19 protein-coding genes and 1 pseudogene are annotated in these 17,153 nt (G+C 32.5%); 14 read left to right on the top strand and 6 right to left on the bottom strand.

The genetic code is table 11. The features are described 5' to 3' along the window. Nucleotides 1–118: 118 nt before the first annotated feature. Nucleotides 119–883, top strand: a complete 765-nt coding sequence (gene fadH, locus B7R67_RS04225) for a 2,4-dienoyl-CoA reductase (protein WP_088067850.1) — start codon at nt 119–121, stop codon at nt 881–883. 13 nt (nt 884–896) lie between these two features. After that, nucleotides 897–2,111: an EAL domain-containing protein gene (locus B7R67_RS04220; RefSeq protein WP_088067849.1), complete on the top strand. Its 1,215-nt coding sequence runs from the start codon at nt 897–899 to the stop codon at nt 2,109–2,111. Nucleotides 2,112–2,298: 187 nt separating this feature from the next. On the opposite strand, the gene B7R67_RS04215 is transcribed toward B7R67_RS04220, so the two are convergent. Together B7R67_RS04215 and B7R67_RS04210 are read right to left on the bottom strand one after the other, a co-directional pair. Further along, on the bottom strand, nt 2,299–3,030 hold the full coding sequence (locus tag B7R67_RS04215) for a class I SAM-dependent methyltransferase (RefSeq protein ID WP_088067847.1): 732 nt from the start codon (nt 3,028–3,030) through the stop codon (nt 2,299–2,301). A 521-nt stretch (nt 3,031–3,551) separates the two neighbouring features. Continuing rightward, nucleotides 3,552–3,788 carry a glutaredoxin family protein gene (locus tag B7R67_RS04210; RefSeq protein WP_088067846.1) on the bottom strand — a complete coding sequence of 79 codons (237 nt, stop codon included), beginning with the start codon at nt 3,786–3,788 and terminating at the stop codon, nt 3,552–3,554. Between the two features lie 250 nt (nt 3,789–4,038). On the opposite strand from B7R67_RS04210, the gene B7R67_RS04205 reads away from it, so the two are divergent. The 9 genes from B7R67_RS04205 to B7R67_RS04165 all read left to right on the top strand — a co-directional run bounded on the left by B7R67_RS04205 (nt 4,039) and on the right by B7R67_RS04165 (nt 10,239). Further along, nucleotides 4,039–4,275, top strand: coding sequence for a YkuJ family protein (locus tag B7R67_RS04205; protein ID WP_088043970.1), 237 nt, complete (start codon nt 4,039–4,041; stop codon nt 4,273–4,275). Between the two features lie 240 nt (nt 4,276–4,515). Further along, nucleotides 4,516–4,989, top strand: a complete 474-nt coding sequence (locus B7R67_RS04200; RefSeq protein WP_088067993.1) for a ribonuclease H-like YkuK family protein — start codon at nt 4,516–4,518, stop codon at nt 4,987–4,989. A gap of 54 nt (nt 4,990–5,043) precedes the next feature. Beyond that, nucleotides 5,044–5,235 (top strand): antirepressor AbbA, encoded by a 192-nt coding sequence (abbA, locus tag B7R67_RS04195; RefSeq protein WP_088067844.1) that lies wholly within the window; start codon nt 5,044–5,046, stop codon nt 5,233–5,235. Nucleotides 5,236–5,546: 311 nt separating this feature from the next. After that, nucleotides 5,547–5,993, top strand: a complete 447-nt coding sequence (gene cbpB, locus B7R67_RS04190; protein ID WP_088067842.1) for a cyclic-di-AMP-binding protein CbpB — start codon at nt 5,547–5,549, stop codon at nt 5,991–5,993. Nucleotides 5,994–6,074: 81 nt separating this feature from the next. Further along, nucleotides 6,075–6,944: a LysR family transcriptional regulator gene (locus tag B7R67_RS04185; RefSeq protein WP_088067840.1), complete on the top strand. Its 870-nt coding sequence runs from the start codon at nt 6,075–6,077 to the stop codon at nt 6,942–6,944. Nucleotides 6,945–7,025: 81 nt separating this feature from the next. After that, nucleotides 7,026–7,742, top strand: coding sequence for a 2,3,4,5-tetrahydropyridine-2,6-dicarboxylate N-acetyltransferase (gene dapD, locus B7R67_RS04180; protein ID WP_088067838.1), 717 nt, complete (start codon nt 7,026–7,028; stop codon nt 7,740–7,742). A 60-nt stretch (nt 7,743–7,802) separates the two neighbouring features. Continuing rightward, a complete protein-coding gene (locus B7R67_RS04175) occupies nt 7,803–8,924 on the top strand; it encodes an N-acetyldiaminopimelate deacetylase (RefSeq protein WP_088067837.1) in 1,122 nt (373 codons plus the stop codon). 143 nt (nt 8,925–9,067) lie between these two features. Continuing rightward, nucleotides 9,068–9,610 (top strand): peroxiredoxin, encoded by a 543-nt coding sequence (locus B7R67_RS04170; protein ID WP_088067835.1) that lies wholly within the window; start codon nt 9,068–9,070, stop codon nt 9,608–9,610. A gap of 173 nt (nt 9,611–9,783) precedes the next feature. Next, complete coding sequence (locus B7R67_RS04165) at nt 9,784–10,239, top strand: TlpA family protein disulfide reductase (protein ID WP_088067834.1); 456 nt, start codon at nt 9,784–9,786, stop codon at nt 10,237–10,239. A 213-nt stretch (nt 10,240–10,452) separates the two neighbouring features. Here the strand turns inward: B7R67_RS04165 and fabZ are convergent. Beyond that, a pseudogene (gene fabZ, locus B7R67_RS04160) lies at nt 10,453–10,809 on the bottom strand (3-hydroxyacyl-ACP dehydratase FabZ); the annotation flags it as partial. 171 nt (nt 10,810–10,980) lie between these two features. On the opposite strand from fabZ, the gene B7R67_RS04155 reads away from it, so the two are divergent. Next, nucleotides 10,981–12,015: a cytochrome d ubiquinol oxidase subunit II gene (locus B7R67_RS04155; protein ID WP_088067830.1), complete on the top strand. Its 1,035-nt coding sequence runs from the start codon at nt 10,981–10,983 to the stop codon at nt 12,013–12,015. Between the two features lie 512 nt (nt 12,016–12,527). Here the strand turns inward: B7R67_RS04155 and rnjA are convergent. Then, nucleotides 12,528–14,195: a ribonuclease J1 gene (gene rnjA / locus B7R67_RS04150; RefSeq protein ID WP_088067827.1), complete on the bottom strand. Its 1,668-nt coding sequence runs from the start codon at nt 14,193–14,195 to the stop codon at nt 12,528–12,530. A 3-nt stretch (nt 14,196–14,198) separates the two neighbouring features. After that, entirely contained in the window at nt 14,199–14,411 is a 213-nt protein-coding gene (locus B7R67_RS04145) for a DNA-dependent RNA polymerase subunit epsilon (RefSeq protein ID WP_088067825.1), read from the bottom strand. A gap of 347 nt (nt 14,412–14,758) precedes the next feature. On the opposite strand from B7R67_RS04145, the gene B7R67_RS04140 reads away from it, so the two are divergent. Both B7R67_RS04140 and B7R67_RS04135 read left to right on the top strand, forming a co-directional pair. Continuing rightward, nucleotides 14,759–15,667 carry a DMT family transporter gene (locus tag B7R67_RS04140; RefSeq protein ID WP_088067824.1) on the top strand — a complete coding sequence of 303 codons (909 nt, stop codon included), beginning with the start codon at nt 14,759–14,761 and terminating at the stop codon, nt 15,665–15,667. 16 nt (nt 15,668–15,683) lie between these two features. Then, nucleotides 15,684–16,457 (top strand): Cof-type HAD-IIB family hydrolase, encoded by a 774-nt coding sequence (locus B7R67_RS04135; protein WP_088067823.1) that lies wholly within the window; start codon nt 15,684–15,686, stop codon nt 16,455–16,457. A gap of 35 nt (nt 16,458–16,492) precedes the next feature. Here B7R67_RS04135 and def read toward each other — a convergent pair whose 3' ends face one another. Next, nucleotides 16,493–17,050 carry a peptide deformylase gene (def, locus tag B7R67_RS04130; protein ID WP_088067822.1) on the bottom strand — a complete coding sequence of 186 codons (558 nt, stop codon included), beginning with the start codon at nt 17,048–17,050 and terminating at the stop codon, nt 16,493–16,495. Nucleotides 17,051–17,153 lie beyond the last annotated feature (103 nt).

Genomic DNA, 17,153 nt, shown 5'->3' with positions numbered 1-17,153 from the left:
TCCCGACCTTTTATAAGAAAAAATTGACTACATATTATATTTAATAGTTTGATAGTTAAAAATATTCTCAAAATAGAAAAATGTTGTTAAACTATAGAATACAAAGGGAGTGATACTTGTGAAGGATAAAGTTGTAATCGTTACTGGTGGCTCTAGCGGAATGGGAAAAGCAATGGCTTTGCGCTTTGCAAAGGAAGGTGCAAAAGTAGTAATTGCTGGAAGAGATATAGAAAAATTAAATGATGCAAAGAAAGAAGTTGAACAATTTGATGGTCAAGTTTTACCCGTTATGATGGATGTTCGAGATCCTGAATTAGTAAAAAAAATGGTGCAAGAAGTTGATCAATCATTTGGCTCAATCGATTTTTTAGTTAATAATGCGGCAGGTAATTTTATTTGTGCAGCTGAGGATTTGTCTGTAAATGGTTGGAATTCGGTTATAAATATCGTATTAAATGGCACATTTTATTGTAGTTCGGAAGTTGGAAAATATATGATCGAAAATAAAATAAAAGGTGCTATAACAAATATAATTGCAACATATGCTTGGGATGCTGGACCTGGAGTCATTCATTCTGCTTCGGCTAAAGCAGGAGTTCTAGCAATGACAAGGACGCTCGCGGTTGAGTGGGGGCGGAAATATGGTATTCGAGTAAATGCAATAGCTCCTGGTCCAATCGAGAGAACTGGAGGAGCGGCTAAACTATGGATATCTGAAGAATTAGCTAATAGAACAATTAAAAGTGTACCATTAGGTAGATTAGGTACACCGGAAGAGATTGCTGGATTAGCAGCATATTTATTTTCAAATGAGGCTGGTTATATTAATGGTTCTTGTTTTACAATGGATGGAGGACAGTCCTTAAATCAATACCCTTTCTAGAAGGAGGTTCAAAATGGATCCATTAGATGTAATAAGTAACTTAGATAAAGTCATACCATATTTCCAACCAATTTACGGAGCTGATACACAAAATTGTATAGGTATAGAAGTAGTTGGAAGGATGAATCTTGAAACTTTACATAGTCTTGAATTCTTCTTTGCAAATGATTTAGTACCAGACGATTACTTATTAGAGGTTGATAATCATATATTAATTCAAGCTCTAGATGAAGTATTAAGAACTAAATTCGATGGTGGAATTTTTATAAATCGCCATCCTTCTGCATTACTTTCAGATGATCCTGAAAATCTTCTTACTATTTTACAATCGTACGAGGAAAAAGGAATTAAACTTAGTAAAGTTGTCATTATTCTTCAACATCAACTTTTTTATGGATTTGAGAAAGAATTAAAGAACTTGATTACATATTATCAGACGTATGGAATTAAATTTGCAATTAATAGTGTAAATGACAAATTAATTAATTTAGAAAAACTCCGACATTTATCTCCTGATATTATAAAAATCGATTTCAAAATGGTCCAACAATTACATACTGCATCATTTCAAGATCTATTAAATTCTGTTATATATGTTGCGAGAAAAATAGGTGCATCTATGTACTATGACGGCATTATCGATTCGATTCAATTAAGAAATGCTTGGAAAAATGGTGGTAGATTCTACCAAGGTGCTTATTTATGTAAACCACAAGCTTCTATTACTAAAGCTAATTATGAATGTGAACCTCTTAAAAATGATATCGTTAAATTTATTCGAGGTGAAAAAAGTAAATTAATTGCTTTACGTGACATGACGAATTTGATCCAGCTTCGAGTAGAATCAGCAATTAACAAATACAAGTTAGGCGAAGATATCAATTCTTTCCTATTGAGTATTTCAAGTGAACTAAATTCATTTTGTTTTAGGATGTATATATGTGATGAAGATGGCTTTCAGCAATCAGCTAACTTATTTAAATTATATGGAGAGCAATGGGAGCTTCAACACCAATACAAAGGACGTAATTGGAGTTGGAGACCATATTTCTTAGAAACTGTTTTGAAAATGCAATCAAATGATCAGGGACAATTATCTGATATGTATCGAGATATCGAAACTGGAGAAAAGATACGAACATTTTCTTACCCTATGAGTAATGGTAACTATTTATATATCGATTTGAGTTATGATTTCCTGTTTAAACATAATGAGTTGCTTTTTTAAAGGCTCTGTTAATGTTAATTATTGAAAAAGATTTTATCCAATTAAAAGACATTGATTGGGCTGGAAGGTCCCCAGACACCTATGAGAGTAGCGGGAAGTTCAATTAAAAAGAGTCAATATTAAAAAATGACTGTCAATTTTTTATGACAGTCATTTTTAAGATATAGTTCTAAAAATGATCTATGTATTATTTTTTACAAGAAAAGGCTAGTACGATTGGAATTCGATGTCTTCTTAAAAATTCTTCTTCGTTTTGAAAGTGACATCGATTTGGAGTACCTTCTCGTAATTCCTCAATAAGAAATCCAGTTTTTCTTAATAGTGTGAAATACTGTTCAATTGTACGATGATATTTGATTACGTCTTTATTAATCCATGCTTCTCTTCTTTCACCCGTATGAAAGTAATCATCAACGATCCAATTACCTCGTCGATCTCCAGACGGCTTACTAAGAAACGAAGCAGTTGTTAGTGGATGCTGTAAGCTGAAGATAAATTGACCATTTATTTTCAATGCGTTATATATTTTTTGAAAAAGGGTTTCGATATTTAATACATAATGTAGAGCAAATCGCGATGTAACAATGTCGAAATCATCTTTTGGAAATTGATAACTTTCCATTGAAGAATGATGTAAAATTCCAGAGGTGCCTTCTAAATTTCTCATAGCAGCTTTAAACATTTGCTCAGAACCCTCAATTCCTGTATAGCTTTTTGCGCCAAGCTGAAGTAGTTCTTTGCCAAAACTTGCGTCACCACATCCTAAATCTAGTATGTTTTTGCTATCTACATGACCAAGTAGTTCATAAATAAGTGGTCCTTCAATTGCATTATTCGGGCTATCTTCTCTGTTTCTCCGTTTCATATAGTCTGAAAAAAAATCTTCTTGATCATAAGCAGTTGATCCTCGGAATTCCATAATAACATCTCCCAACTGTAAAATGTTTTTTATAGTTGACACAAATTAACTAACTTTAACACTATATTTAAATGGGAAATAGAGAGAATTTACCTATTTTATTTTAATGTCAAGTTTTGTAAAAAAGATGAGAACGATTCATCTAGAAAAAATAGTAATAAAGATGATACGATTAGTTAAAGTTCAGGTTTGAGGGAGGATTTTCTTTGAGAGGACTTATTTCGAAAGTTCTTTTTGTATCGTCCGTCATGTTTTTTGCTTTTCATTTTATTGGAGTTGGTTAATGAAAAACTATTTCTGGACAAGTTCTTGAATTATTCGTAAAACCAAATGTACTTTCTTAAATAAAAGGGTCTGTTAAAAAGAAGGTTGATTTCCGGTACATGATGGTCGTTTTCCATGGGGCTAGCTTACGGCTTGCAAAATATCACAAAAACTTTAACAGAGCCAAATAATAAAAACACCAAAATGAATTAAAAAAATTCAATTTGGTGTTTTTATTTTGATTGTTTTCGTAAAACTTATTTACTCGTTTTTAAAGCAGCTTCTATTTGCTCCATTTGAACGCCTCTTATAATTTCTTCACCGATTACTAAAGTAGGTGTAGAAAATGAATCTAGTTCAGTCATCATACGTTTTTTTGCACTTTCATCATTTGAAACATTATATTCAACATAATTAATTTGCATTTCTTTTAAATAGTTTTTCAAAAATTCGCAAGGAGGACAACCATCTTGTGTAAATAATTCGATCTTCATAAACTACATCCTTTTTATTAAATTTATAACTACTTCGTTTAAAACTATTATGACATATAAAAAGAATGAAGTTAAAGAAATTTCTTTTTAACTCTAATCTATTATTTCACTTGTATTTATCGAGAAATACAAGTATTCTTATTAATGGACACTTACATAGCTTATTTCTGTCATAAAATTTTGTGGATAGAAATTGTAAGAAAGTATAACCTATATTTAGGAATGACACATGGTAGAAAGGAGTTCTAATATGTCTTTATTATTAGGAATTTTAGAACGCTTAGAAAGTTTAAAACAACAAGCAACGAACGGTGAGGTTGCTCAAAGATTTTTTGAAGTAAACGGTGAAAGAAAGTGTAGCGTAAAGTACTCTGAAAAAAATGAAACATTTGAATTAGAAGTATTTCAACAAGGTGAAAAGCCACAAACGTTTCCTTTCGATAATATTGATATGGTAGCGATTGAAATATACGAAATCATCTCTTAACAATGAAAAAACAAGCGTAAGCTTGTTTTTTTTTGTTTATTCTTCTGGCCATCAATCCTACGCATAACCCCACAATTATATTTACAAAACTACCTTTTTTTTGAATAGTTTATTACAAAATAGTAAGTTCGTGCTAATCCCATTTCATAGTGAATACATTATTATGTATTGATATGAAAAAGGGAGGTCATATATGTGAATAAAGATCAGTATAGATTTTACAATGTCAGTGAAAGAAATATGAGTTTTGATAAAGTAGTTGATCGATTATATCACTTTGTAAAAAGTGATCCGAATAAACAATATCGACTTTCCATTGGAACTGACTCGCAGGTCCATAGTAATGGAACTAAATTTATTACAGCACTACACTTGCATAGAGTTGGTAATGGAGCTTGGGGATGTTTACATACATGCTGGCATCACAAGAAAATCCGAAATTTAAAAGAGAAAATATTTTTGGAAACAATGTATAGTCAGGAAATTGCTTTTTTATTATCACCTTTCCATTTAGAAAAAATATTTAGTCCACTTCATGAAAGTTCCAATTCAAATAACTTTAGTTTTGAAATTCATTTAGATATTGGAAAGAGGGGACTTACGAAGGAATTTATACAAGAAATGACATCAAAAGTGAGTGCGATGGGAATTACCCCAAAGATTAAACCAGATTCTTATACCGCTTTTAGTTATGCTAATAAATTTACAAAATAACGAGTTTAAATTAAATAAATATTGATTAAAATGAGGATTAGGAGGGATGGATGGATGCTAAGTGAACAAAATTTCACAGAAGATGAATTGTCGTTATTAGTAGATACGGTGATGAAACAAAATTATGCGATTGAACTGATTTCATCTCAAATAACTGATATAGAAAATGGCTTAATGGATGCAGGCGAAGACCAGTATGTCCGTCTAGTGCATCTATATCATAAATTAAGGGATTTGGGGCTATGATGACTATTATAGATGAACGTTTAGATAATAATAATTTATCTAAACGTTTTTTTATGCCATGAGAACGTTTTATGGATACATTGTTACGGAATCATTAAATAAAAAAGTTACATTGGAAAGGGATTACAAATCTGATAATATAGGAATGGGAAACAGTCCTTAAAAAATGAAAAGACTGTTAATAGATTTATACACATGACAAGCAAAGGAATAGGCATATGATTTAAAAGTTTTAAAGTAACACACTGAGCTTATTCAAGATTAAGATATATCTTAAAAATACTTTTGCTTTTCTATTGGGGGACGATGTTTTGATTAGTATTGACGGATCACAATTTTTTGAGCATAAAGTCGAAGAAGTGATTATATCAAGTGAAAAAGTAGCGCACGTTCAAATAGGAAATAGTTTAGAACATGCATTATTAGTACTTACGAAATCTGGCTATTCATCTATTCCAGTTTTGAATCCTAAATTTCAATTGCTTGGATTAATTAGTACTTCGATGATATTAGATGGAATACTTGGTTTAGAAAGAATTGAATTTGAGCGTTTAAGTAATATGAAAGTAGAAGAGGTAATGTGTACTGAAATACCATTATTGAAAACTACGGATACATTAGCTAAGGGTCTTGAATCAGTAGTTGATCACCCTTTTGTATGTGTAGTAGATGCTGATAATACGTTTGAAGGGATATTAACCCGAAGAGCAATTTTAAAACAATTGAATAAGAATGTGAGAAGATATAATAAGCATTAACAGTAAAAAAGTAGGTCATCATTGTTGGCTTACTTTTTTTATAATGTGAGTAAAAGTAGACAAAGGCAAGGGGGGAATGGAATGCAGATTGATGATATACGTTTAATGATTACTTTATCAGAAGAGAAGAATATGAGGAAAGCCGCAGAAAGATTATTCGTTTCTCAACCAGCGTTAAGTCAAAGGCTTCAAAACTTAGAGAAACAAATAGGGAGTGAATTATTTATTCGTTCTCAAAAAGGTTTAATCATTACGGCTTCTGGTGAAATCATCTTAAACTATGCAAGAAAAATGGAAGAAACATATCAAACAATGTTAGAGCAGCTACAAATTTTAAAAACAGATATATCAGGTACTTTAAAGATAGCAGTTTCCTCAGTCGTAGCTCAATATTGGTTACCACCTGTCTTAAAAAAGTATGTTTCATTATATCCGGATGTTCAAGTTTCACTTTTTACAGGCTGGAGTAGTGAAATTACAAATCGCTTATATGAAAATGAAGTGCATTTAGCTATTGTACGAGGAAATCAAAATTGGTTCGGTGAAAAGGAATTACTTTTTTCTGATGAATTATTATTAGTAGATACAAAAAAACATTCTCTTACAGATTATAAAGATAATCAAAGACCTTTTATACAGTTTAAAAGTAACTCAAATTATTATCAGCTTATCCAATCATGGTGGTACGAGCATTTTAACTCATTGCCTAGACATGAAATTGTAGTCGATCAAATTGAAACATGTAAACAATTTGTCTTAAATGGCTTAGGCTTTGCAATTTTACCATCATCGGTATTACATGATGTAAATGATGAAAGTGTATTAAAAACACCTTTATTTACTAAAGAGCAATCCGGTTTATATCGAGATACATATTTGCTTTATAATCGAGATGCCATGAAATTAAAACAAGTAGAGGGCTTTATTGAATCAATTCGAAAAAAAAAGTGAAGATTAATCGACAAAATCTTGCTAGTTAGATACTAGATTTGATAGAGTTATCTTATTGATATTTTAAAGGGGGCAATTTAAATGAAATTAATGGACGCAAATGAAATTATTGCATTTATCGCAAATAGTACTAAAAAAACACCAGTTAAAGTATATGTAAAAGGTCAATTAGACAAGCTTACTATTCCTGAATCAGTACAATCTTTTATTTCTCAAAATTCAGGCGTGTTATTTGGTGAGTGGGATGACGTTAAAGTAATCCTTGAAGAACAAAAACAATACATAGAAGATTATGTAGTGGAATCAGATCGTCGTAATTCTGCAATTCCACTTTTAGATGCAAAAGGTATTAAAGCTCGTATTGAGCCAGGAGCGATTATTCGTGATCAAGTAACAATTGGTGACAATGCTGTTATTATGATGGGATCTGTCATTAATATCGGAGCTGTTATTGGTGAAGGTACAATGATCGATATGAATGCTGTCCTTGGTGGACGTGCAACAACTGGTAAAAACTGTCATGTTGGCGCTGGTGCGGTTTTAGCTGGTGTTATTGAGCCACCTTCAGCAAATCCAGTTATTCTTGAAGACAATGTATTAATCGGTGCAAACGCTGTTGTTTTAGAAGGTATCAAAGTAGGTGAAGGTGCAGTAGTTGCTGCTGGTGCTATTGTTACTGAAGACGTAGCTCCTTATACAGTAGTTGCTGGTGTACCAGCTCGAAAAATTAAAGATATTGATGATAAAACAATCTCAAAGACTGAAATCATTCAGGCTTTACGTCAACTAAACCAATAATGACAACAAGTACTTGTGAAGCGTAGAATATTTTTCTACGCTTTTTTTGGAGGGATACAGGTGGAAACATTTATTAAAATTAGAAGAGATCTTCATTTAATACCTGAACTTGGCTTCCAGGAATTTAAAACCCAGGCTTACTTATTAGATTATTTATCTAATCTGAATCAAGAAAGACTTGAAATTGAAACTTGGAGAACTGGTATTTTTGTTCGGGTTAAAGGCCAAAACCCGACAAAGACTATTGGCTATCGAACAGATATAGATGGTTTACCAATGAAAGAAGATACAGGATTAGCGTTTTCTTCCATTCATGAAGGGAATATGCATGCTTGCGGACATGATGTCCATATGAGTATTACACTTGGTGTTCTTACGAATTTAGTAAATGAGCCGATTAATGATGATGTTGTCTTTCTTTTTCAACCAGCGGAAGAAGGACCAGGTGGAGCTGAGCCTTTACTAAAGAGTGATGAATTTAAGCCATTTAAACCAGACGAAATATACGCATTACATATTGCACCTGAGTATCCAGTTGGCACTGTCGCAACGAAACCTGGGATGCTATTTGCACATACTTCCGAGCTTTTTATTGATTTCCATGGCTTAAGTGGACATGCAGCGTTTCCTCATTTAACGAATGACATGATTGTTGCATCTAGTCATTTTATTACTCAAATCCAGTCAATCGTTTCTAGAAATGTTAATCCATTGGATAGTGCTGTTATTACGATTGGAAAAATAACTGGTGGGACAGTCCAAAATGTTATTGCGGACCATGTTCGATTAGAAGGTACAATGAGAGCGTTAAATGAAGAAGCAATGTTGAAATTAAAAAATAGAATTCAAAGTCTTGTGAATGGATTTCAAGAGAGCTTTCAGTGTAAAATAGATGTAGATTTTGGAAGTAATTACTATGGAGTTATAAATGATGAATCACTAACGAATGATTTTTTCGATTTTGCGAGACAATATGATGGTATCGATGTGATCGAGTGTAATGTCGCAATGACAGGTGAAGATTTTGGGTATATGACAAAAGAAATACCTGGGATGATGTTTTGGATTGGTGTAAATTCTAAATACGGACTTCATCATCAAAAGTTAAATCCCGACGAAAATGTCATTCCATTAATGATTCGATTTATTACAGACTTTATGAAACACACTGTTAAAGCCTAAATGTAAAAACTTTTGAAATTTAATTTTATGAAAATGGTTTTCAGTTAATAATTATTATAAATTAATATTGACTTTAAATAAGTAGTTTACTATAATATCATTTGTATGATAAATAGTTACATAAATTATTGGAGGTAATTATAATGGCAGAACGTTTTGTAGGAAAACAAGCACCACGCTTTGAAATGGAAGCAGTATTACCAAATAAAGAATTTGGTAAAGTAAGTTTAGAAGAAAACATGAAAAACGATAAATGGACAGTATTATACTTCTATCCAATGGACTTCACTTTCGTATGTCCAACTGAAATCATTGCGATTTCTGATCGTTATGATGAGTTTGAAGATCTTGATGCTGAAGTTGTAGGTGTTTCAACAGATACAATTCACACTCACTTAGCATGGATTAACACAGATCGTAAAGATAATGGCTTAGGTCAATTAAAATACCCATTAGGTGCTGATACTAACCACGCTATCTCTCGTGATTATGGCGTTTTAATTGAAGAAGAAGGTATCGCATTACGTGGATTATTCATCATCAGCCCAGAAGGTGAATTAATGTATCAAGTAGTTCACCATAACAATATCGGCCGTGAAGTTGATGAAGTATTACGTGTACTTCAAGCTTTACAAACTGGTGGACTTTGCCCAGCTAACTGGAAACCAGGTCAAGCAACTTTATAATTCAACGTTTAAAAAAATAATGTCAAAGGTCTAACATAATCGTTAGGCCTTTTTTAAAACTGCACAAATGAAAGGCTTCTTTAGCCTCGACAATTGGAAAAGTTAAACAACAAGCTCTCTCAAATATGGGGATCAGCCAAAAGAGAAGAGAGAAATAGTTAGGAGGAATTTAGATGAGACTACGCTCACCAATGCCGGAATTAAACGGTGCAACTACAGTATTAAATGGAGAGGTTCAAAAAGAGACTCTAATTGGCGAAAAACCAACTCTAATTCATTTTTGGTCCGTTAGTTGTCATTTATGTAAGGTAGCAATGCCTAATATTAATGCTTTTAGAGATGAATATAAAGATCGTTTAAATGTAGTTAGTGTTCATATGCCAAGATCTGAAGATGATTTAGATATTGAAAAAATTAAACAAGTAGCAGAAGAACATGGGATTACACAAACGATATTAGTTGATAATCAACATACAATTACAGATGCTTTTGAAAACAAATACGTACCATCTTATTATGTTTTCGATAAAACAGGAGTATTACGCCATTTCCAAGCAGGCGAAGGTGGAATGCCAATGTTAGAAAAGCGTGTAAACCGAGTGCTAGACGAAGCTGCAAAAGTAGAATAAGGATAGGGTTCTGTTTCTATCATAAAATGTTAAAAAACACCGCAATCCGCGGTGTTTTTTGTTTTCAACAAAAAAATAGTCCAGTCCGATATTTGATACGACCGAACTAAGTTTATGTATTTATTTTTATACTTGAAGTTTCATTAAATCCCCTGCTAAATAAGACAACCTTATGTCCAACTATTTGAGTAATATTTTAGAAATTAATTGCTTTTAATCACCAAATGCAAATAATAGTTCTGTTTCGCAAACTAATTCTCCATCAACTGTAGCAATTCCTTTGCCTTTTCCAATAGGACCTTTTAATCTAGTTGTTTCAACCTCGAGACGGAGTTGGTCTCCAGGTTTTACTTGCTGTTTAAATCTACATTTATCTATACCTGCTAAAAGCCCTAAACGTCCTTGGTTTCCTTCTTTCGTTAACATCACAACGGCACTTACTTGGGCTAATGCTTCTATAATTAATACGCCTGGCATAACTGGATAATTGGGGAAGTGTCCTTTAAAAAAATCTTCATTCACAGTCACATTTTTTATCCCAACTGCTCTTTTTCCTTCTTCTAATTCTAAGTGTTAGGCGACTTTATGATGAAGAAGTTGATTGGAGCGGAAGGGTACTGTCTTTTCCTTGATCCTGCTCTTAAATATTTCCATTATCTTCTTATCGAAACTAGAAGTATTAGTATTTTATCGGTATAATTAAAGAAAACTAATGGAAAATTTCTGTAGGAGGAAATAAGTTTGGATATTCAAACGATCGCAATCTTTATATTATGGTTGTTTTTATATGCCTACATGATTATAGCTTCAATTGATTTTGGCGCTGGATTTTATGCATTTTACGCCATTTCAACCAAAGAAGAACCAAAGTTAATTGGCTTAATTAATAGACATCTATCATCAATTTGGGAATTGGCTACATTATTTTTTATCTTCTTCTTCGTAGGGGTTGTAGGTATATTTCCTAGAGTGGCATATTATTACGGAGTTCCTCTACTAGTACCAGGCAGTGTTGCGATGATATTTTTAGCAATCAGGGGATCGTTTTATACTTTTCAGCAATATGGAGGGAATAGGAGTAAAGTCTTTTTACTTTTATATGGAGCAACTAGCTTATTAATACCCGTTACATTATCAACCGTTCTAACAATTTCCGAAGGTGGCTTTATCATTGAAAATGGAACGGATATACGATTTTATCCCTTTAAATTAATTACGAATTTCTACTCATTATCGGTTATGCTTTTAGCAGTATGCTCTGTATTATTTATTAGTGCAATGTTTTTAATTTACTCTGCTAAGCTAATCAACGATTCAGAGTCAGAAATAAAGTTGAGAAAATATGTATTAGTGTGGTCATTGCCTACTATCCTATCTAGTATCATTGTATTTGCTTCGATGAAATTACATAATAGTCAGCATTTCGATCGGATGCATAATGTATGGGGATTTTTCCTTATCTCATTTATCTGTTTTGTAGTTGCCATTTATTTTGTATTTAAAAGAAAAAATTATGGATTAGCGTTCTTACTTGTATTATTACAATATTTTTTCGCTTTTTTCGGTTACGGCATAAGCCATTTACCGTTTATTTTATATCCGTATCTCAGAATTGAAACAAGTTTTGCTAAAAGTAGTTTAGCTTTTGTTTTAATCATCTTATTTGTTCTATTTTTCATATTGTTCACGATTTATTTTATATTTTTAGTTCTTAATAAACCTTTTTTTATAAAACATATTTTGAAAAATAATGAAAGAAATGACCTACAGGATTAAAGAAGCTTATATTATAAGCTTTCAGACTGGCCGCCAAACGCTCGCTTTCTTCGTTGCTTCGCCTGCCTGCGGTGCTCATTACCGTTAAGGGTAACTCCGCTCCTCGTCAGGCTTCGCGCGTCGAAAGACAAGCGTTTTCAATCAGTCTGAAAATCAGATAAATAGGACTTTGTCTACACACTGGAAGCTTATATTATAAGCTTTTTTTTATTCCTTAGTTGAAATGGAAATAAAAAAGGGAATGTATAAATGTTGTGATTTTACAAATGGCATTTGAAAAAGATTTTTAGAATTAAAAGTATAGGATATTTGAAGACATTGATTGGAGAGGAAGGTGGGAGACTCCTATGGGAATAGCGGGAAGGGTGAGACCTCGCAGGCTAGCCGAGGAGGCTAAAGCCTCACGCCCCATGGAAAGCGAGCATCCTGTAACGGAAATCAACATATTTTTTGCAGAACATTACAATAAAAAAAGGTGTCTCAAAATGAGACACCCCTTTTTAATCAAAAGATTAAACTTCCATAATGATTGGAAGAATCATTGGTTTACGTTTTGTTTTTTCGTATAAGAATGGTGATAAAGTATCTGTAATTTCATTTTTAATTTCTGACCATTGAGATGTTTTTCGTTCCATGATTTTGTTTAAATGTGCAGCGATCATTGCTTGCGCTTCATTAATTAAATCGCCACTTTCTCTCATATAAACAAATCCGCGAGAAATAATATCTGGGCCAGCAGAAATTTTAAATTCTTTCATATCGATACTTACCACAACAATTACAAGGCCTTCTTCTGATAAGATTCTACGGTCTCTTAATACGATATTACCAATGTCACCGATACCGCTACCATCAATATACACATTACCAGATGGTACCTTACCAGCTACCATTGCTTCGTCAGCACGTAGAGCTAAAACCTCACCATTATCCATAATGAAGCAATTTTCCTCAGGTACACCACAGTCCATAGCAAGCTTAGCGTGCATACGCTGCATTCTATACTCTCCATGAATAGGCATAAAATACTTAGGTTTCATAAGTCTAAGCATTAACTTCTGCTCTTCTTGACCACCATGACCACTTGTGTGGATATCGTTTAAAGATCCGTGAATGACTTCAGCACCAGCACGATATAATAAGTTGATTGTTCGATTTACACTCATCGTATTCCCAGGGATTGGAGATGAAGAAAATACGACTGTATCACCAGGGATAATTTGAATTTGACGATGTGTTCCATTAGCTATACGTGATAATGCAGCCATTGGCTCACCTTGGCTACCTGTACATAAAATTACAATTTGATTAGCTGGAATACGGTTAATTTGAGATGCATCAATAAATGTATCTTTAGGGCATTTAATATAGCCTAAATCATGACCAATCTCAATATTTGCTTCCATGCTTCTTCCAAAAACAGCAATTTTACGTCCAGTAGCAATAGCAGCTTCAACGACTTGTTGAAGACGATGTATATTAGATGCAAATGTTGCAAATATAATACGACCGTCTACTTTACGGAAAATTTCATTAATCGTGTCTCCAACTTTGCGTTCTGACATTGTAAAATGTGATACTTCACTATTTGTACTATCAGAAAGTAAACATAAGACACCTTCTTTACCGATTTCAGCCATTTTTGTTAAATTAGCTGTTTCCCCAACTGGAGTGAAATCGAATTTAAAGTCTCCTGTATGTACTACTTGTCCTTGAGGAGTTTTAACAACGATACCATAACAATCTGGAATACTATGAGTAGTACGGTAAAAAGTAACACTTGTTTTTCTAAATTTGATGATATCGTCTTCTTTAATTTCAATTAATTTAGCTTTTCTTAGTAAGCCGTGCTCTTCTAGTTTATTTTTAATTAAACCAAGAGCAAGTTTGCCGCCATAAATTGGGATATTTAATTCTCTTAATAAATATGGAATTCCACCAATGTGGTCTTCATGTCCGTGAGTGATAAATAAACCTTTAATTTTTTCCTCATTTCGAACCAAATAAGAATAGTCTGGGATAACATAGTCTATTCCTAGTAGTTCATCTTCAGGGAATTTGATTCCGGCATCAATTAATATAATTTCATCTTGGTATTGTACTGCGTATGTATTTTTTCCAATTTCCCCTAAGCCACCTAGTGCGAATACGGCAGCTTGATCATTTTTAAGAAATTTCATAGATTACGCTAGCTCCAAAATTTTAAAGCTTTCACTTTGTTTTTCAAATTCAAGATGAGCACCGGTTAAAGCTTGAACAAGCTCAATATTATAATTGAAAGGTAATAATTTCGCACGAACTTCTCTTTCACTTTCTGCTTCAACATAAACAGTTTTAGTTTTTTCTCTTACAGGTACCTCTAAAGGTAATTCCTGATAGTATACTTTAAAAATCATTTAAATCTCTCCTTGTCAATTCACTATCTTCTCAATATTATAAGTGATTTTCTTTATATTTTCATTCTTTTTATTGAAGAATAGCTAAAATACGGTCATTTTAAAAGTTTATTTGAAAATATCGAGATATATTTTTTCCTTTTTAATAATTGCTTTAGCCGTTTTTTTAGTTTTTTTCTAAGTTTACGTAACATTAGTTTTACCTCCTTAGCATGAAATTAAACTTATATGTAGATATCACGGACATAGTATATTTATGTGTAGTATTTAACGAAAAAACATTTTCATACAATCTATACGAAAAAGAAGTTAAAATAGAGAGTATTAAAGATTAAGGGGAGAAATCTGTGAAGAAATTATATGCTGCTTTGTTTTTGTTAAGTATGATTTGGAGTACATCTTTTCTATTTATAAAATTACTGTTAGACGACATAGGTCCAGAAGGAATTGTGTTTTACCGTTGTTTCTTTGGGGCACTAACTTTATTAATCATCATGTTCATTAAAAAGGTTAAAATTGATTATAAAAATTTGCCTAAAATGACTTTGATTATTGCAATCTCTTTGTTTAATCATGCAATTCCATGGCTTTTTCTTTCTTTTAGCGAAACACATCTACAAAGTAACGAAGCTGCCGTTTTAAATGCATTTACTCCGATTGCAACTCTAATAATAGGCTATTTTTTCTTTACTCAAAAAATCCACAAGAAACAATGGATTGGACTTTTTGTTGGAATCATTGGTCTTATGATAATGATGAACATAAATCCATCAACAATTTTCTCCAATAATATAATTTATTCATTATTCATGTTATTTGTTACATTTTGTTATGGGCTTGGTTCACATTTAACTAAAAAGTATTTACAAAAAATTGATGTATTAATCGTTTCTTTTCTAACGCTTAGTATTTCTGGTCTTTTCGGCTTTTTTTACATGATTATTTTAGGGAAAGGCACGATTAAACCATTCATTAATTTTAATGTTTTTAGTGGTGTTTTTGGTTTAGGCGTATTATGTTCAGGGTTGGCATATTTATTATTTTATTATATGGTTAAAGAGGGTAGCGCAGAATTTGCAACAATGGTTACTTATATAGTTCCTGTATTTGCATCAGTTTGGGGATTTTTATTTTTAGATGAACCAATATCGATCAAGATGATCGTTGGATTATTAATTGTACTTCTAGGAGTATTTATTACAAATAGTAAGGGAAAGTCAAAAATTAACAATTCAAAAGCAAATGCAGCATCTTAGTGAGGAGAGATAACAAATGACGAAACCAATCGTTTTTTTTGATATAGATGGTACAATTTTAAATCATGATAAAGTAATTCCAGAAAGTACAAAACAAGCAATAACTGAGCTTCAAAATAAAGATATACATGTAGCAATCGCGACTGGTCGTGCACCATTTATGTTTAAAGATATTCGTGAAGAATTAAACATAAACAGCTTTGTTAGTTTAAATGGGCAGTATGCTGAATTTGAAGGTGAAGCAATTCATACGCATGCTTTACATCCTGAACAGTTACATTTATTTTCTAAAAAAGCAAAGGAACTAGATATTCCACTAATCTATTTAAATAATGAGACAATGAAAGCATCAACTGATGCACATCCACACATAAAAGAAGCTATGAGTTCGATTAAAATGTTTCATCCTGAAGTAGAACATGATTTCTATAATGGCCGTGATATCTATCAAGTATTACTATTCTGTGAAGAACAGAAAGAATCCTCTTTAACAGAGGGGTTTGAACAATTTAATTTTATTCGTTGGCATGAATATTCGTCAGATGTATTACCTGTTGGAGGCTCTAAAGCGAATGGTATTCAACAAATGGTAAATCACCTTGGTTTTAATATGGAAAATGTTTTCGCTTTCGGAGACGGTTTAAATGACTTAGAAATGATTGAAAAGGTCGGCACTGGTATTGCGATGGGGAATGCAGTAGAACCACTTAAAAAATTAGCAAACCATGTTACAACGAATGTTGATGAAGATGGTATCTTAAACGGACTAAAATGGGCAGGATTACTTTAATCAAAAAAGCGAATGATTTAATCATTCGCTTTTTTTTAATTTCTTTCTAAAGGAGAAGCTCCCTCAGGTGCGGAAAAAGGATTGTCTTTATTGATTCGATCATAAAACATTACACCGTTTAAATGATCAATTTCGTGTTGGAAACAAATAGCTGGTAATCCCTTTAAACGAATTTTCACTTCACCTTGTCTTGTGTCAAATCCAGTTACTGTTATCCTAGCGTAACGAGGGACGTAACCAGGTACATCACGATCTACTGATAAGCATCCTTCACCACCTGAAAGATAAACTTGCTCAACAGAATGACTAATGATTTTTGGATTTAATAACGCGTAACTATATAAATTTCCTTGTGAGTCCGTTACATGAACCCCGATTGCTCTTTTATTAATTCCAATTTGAGGTGCAGCTAATCCTATACCAGATCGTAAACCATACTCTGCAACGATTTCAGGGTTTTGACTATTTATTACATATTCTAATAAAGAGTTCGCTAAATTTATGTCATCATTCGATGGTGGTAAACTAACTTCCTTAGAGACTTCCCTTAATCTTGGGTCGCCTTCGCGGATAATATCTTTCATTGTAATCAAAAGAATTTCACTCCTAACATAGTTTATGCCTAAATATAAATATGTACTATTCAGCAGTATTATTAGTTTAGTCTAACAAATCTTTTTTAAATTGTCAGTAAGG

This window comes from Gottfriedia luciferensis (genome assembly GCF_002156865.1).
Lineage (GTDB): Bacteria > Bacillota > Bacilli > Bacillales > Bacillaceae_G > Gottfriedia > Gottfriedia luciferensis.
The sequence above is the reverse complement of the archived record's forward strand: the minus strand, read 5'-3'. Positions and strand labels throughout refer to the sequence as shown.

Excerpts from the sequence above, each read along its gene's own strand:
- B7R67_RS04220 (WP_088067849.1), top strand. The coding sequence starts at position 897 with ATGGATCCATTAGATGTAATAAGTAACTTAGATAAAGTCATACCATAT.
- B7R67_RS04215 (WP_088067847.1), bottom strand. The coding sequence starts at position 3,030 with ATGGAATTCCGAGGATCAACTGCTTATGATCAAGAAGATTTTTTTTCA.
- B7R67_RS04210 (WP_088067846.1), bottom strand. The coding sequence starts at position 3,788 with ATGAAGATCGAATTATTTACACAAGATGGTTGTCCTCCTTGCGAATTT.
- B7R67_RS04205 (WP_088043970.1), top strand. The coding sequence starts at position 4,039 with ATGTCTTTATTATTAGGAATTTTAGAACGCTTAGAAAGTTTAAAACAA.
- B7R67_RS04200 (WP_088067993.1), top strand. The coding sequence starts at position 4,516 with ATGAGTTTTGATAAAGTAGTTGATCGATTATATCACTTTGTAAAAAGT.
- abbA (WP_088067844.1), top strand. The coding sequence starts at position 5,044 with ATGCTAAGTGAACAAAATTTCACAGAAGATGAATTGTCGTTATTAGTA.
- B7R67_RS04185 (WP_088067840.1), top strand. The coding sequence starts at position 6,075 with ATGCAGATTGATGATATACGTTTAATGATTACTTTATCAGAAGAGAAG.
- dapD (WP_088067838.1), top strand. The coding sequence starts at position 7,026 with ATGAAATTAATGGACGCAAATGAAATTATTGCATTTATCGCAAATAGT.
- B7R67_RS04170 (WP_088067835.1), top strand. The coding sequence starts at position 9,068 with ATGGCAGAACGTTTTGTAGGAAAACAAGCACCACGCTTTGAAATGGAA.
- B7R67_RS04165 (WP_088067834.1), top strand. The coding sequence starts at position 9,784 with ATGAGACTACGCTCACCAATGCCGGAATTAAACGGTGCAACTACAGTA.
- rnjA (WP_088067827.1), bottom strand. The coding sequence starts at position 14,195 with ATGAAATTTCTTAAAAATGATCAAGCTGCCGTATTCGCACTAGGTGGC.
- B7R67_RS04145 (WP_088067825.1), bottom strand. The coding sequence starts at position 14,411 with ATGATTTTTAAAGTATACTATCAGGAATTACCTTTAGAGGTACCTGTA.
- B7R67_RS04135 (WP_088067823.1), top strand. The coding sequence starts at position 15,684 with ATGACGAAACCAATCGTTTTTTTTGATATAGATGGTACAATTTTAAAT.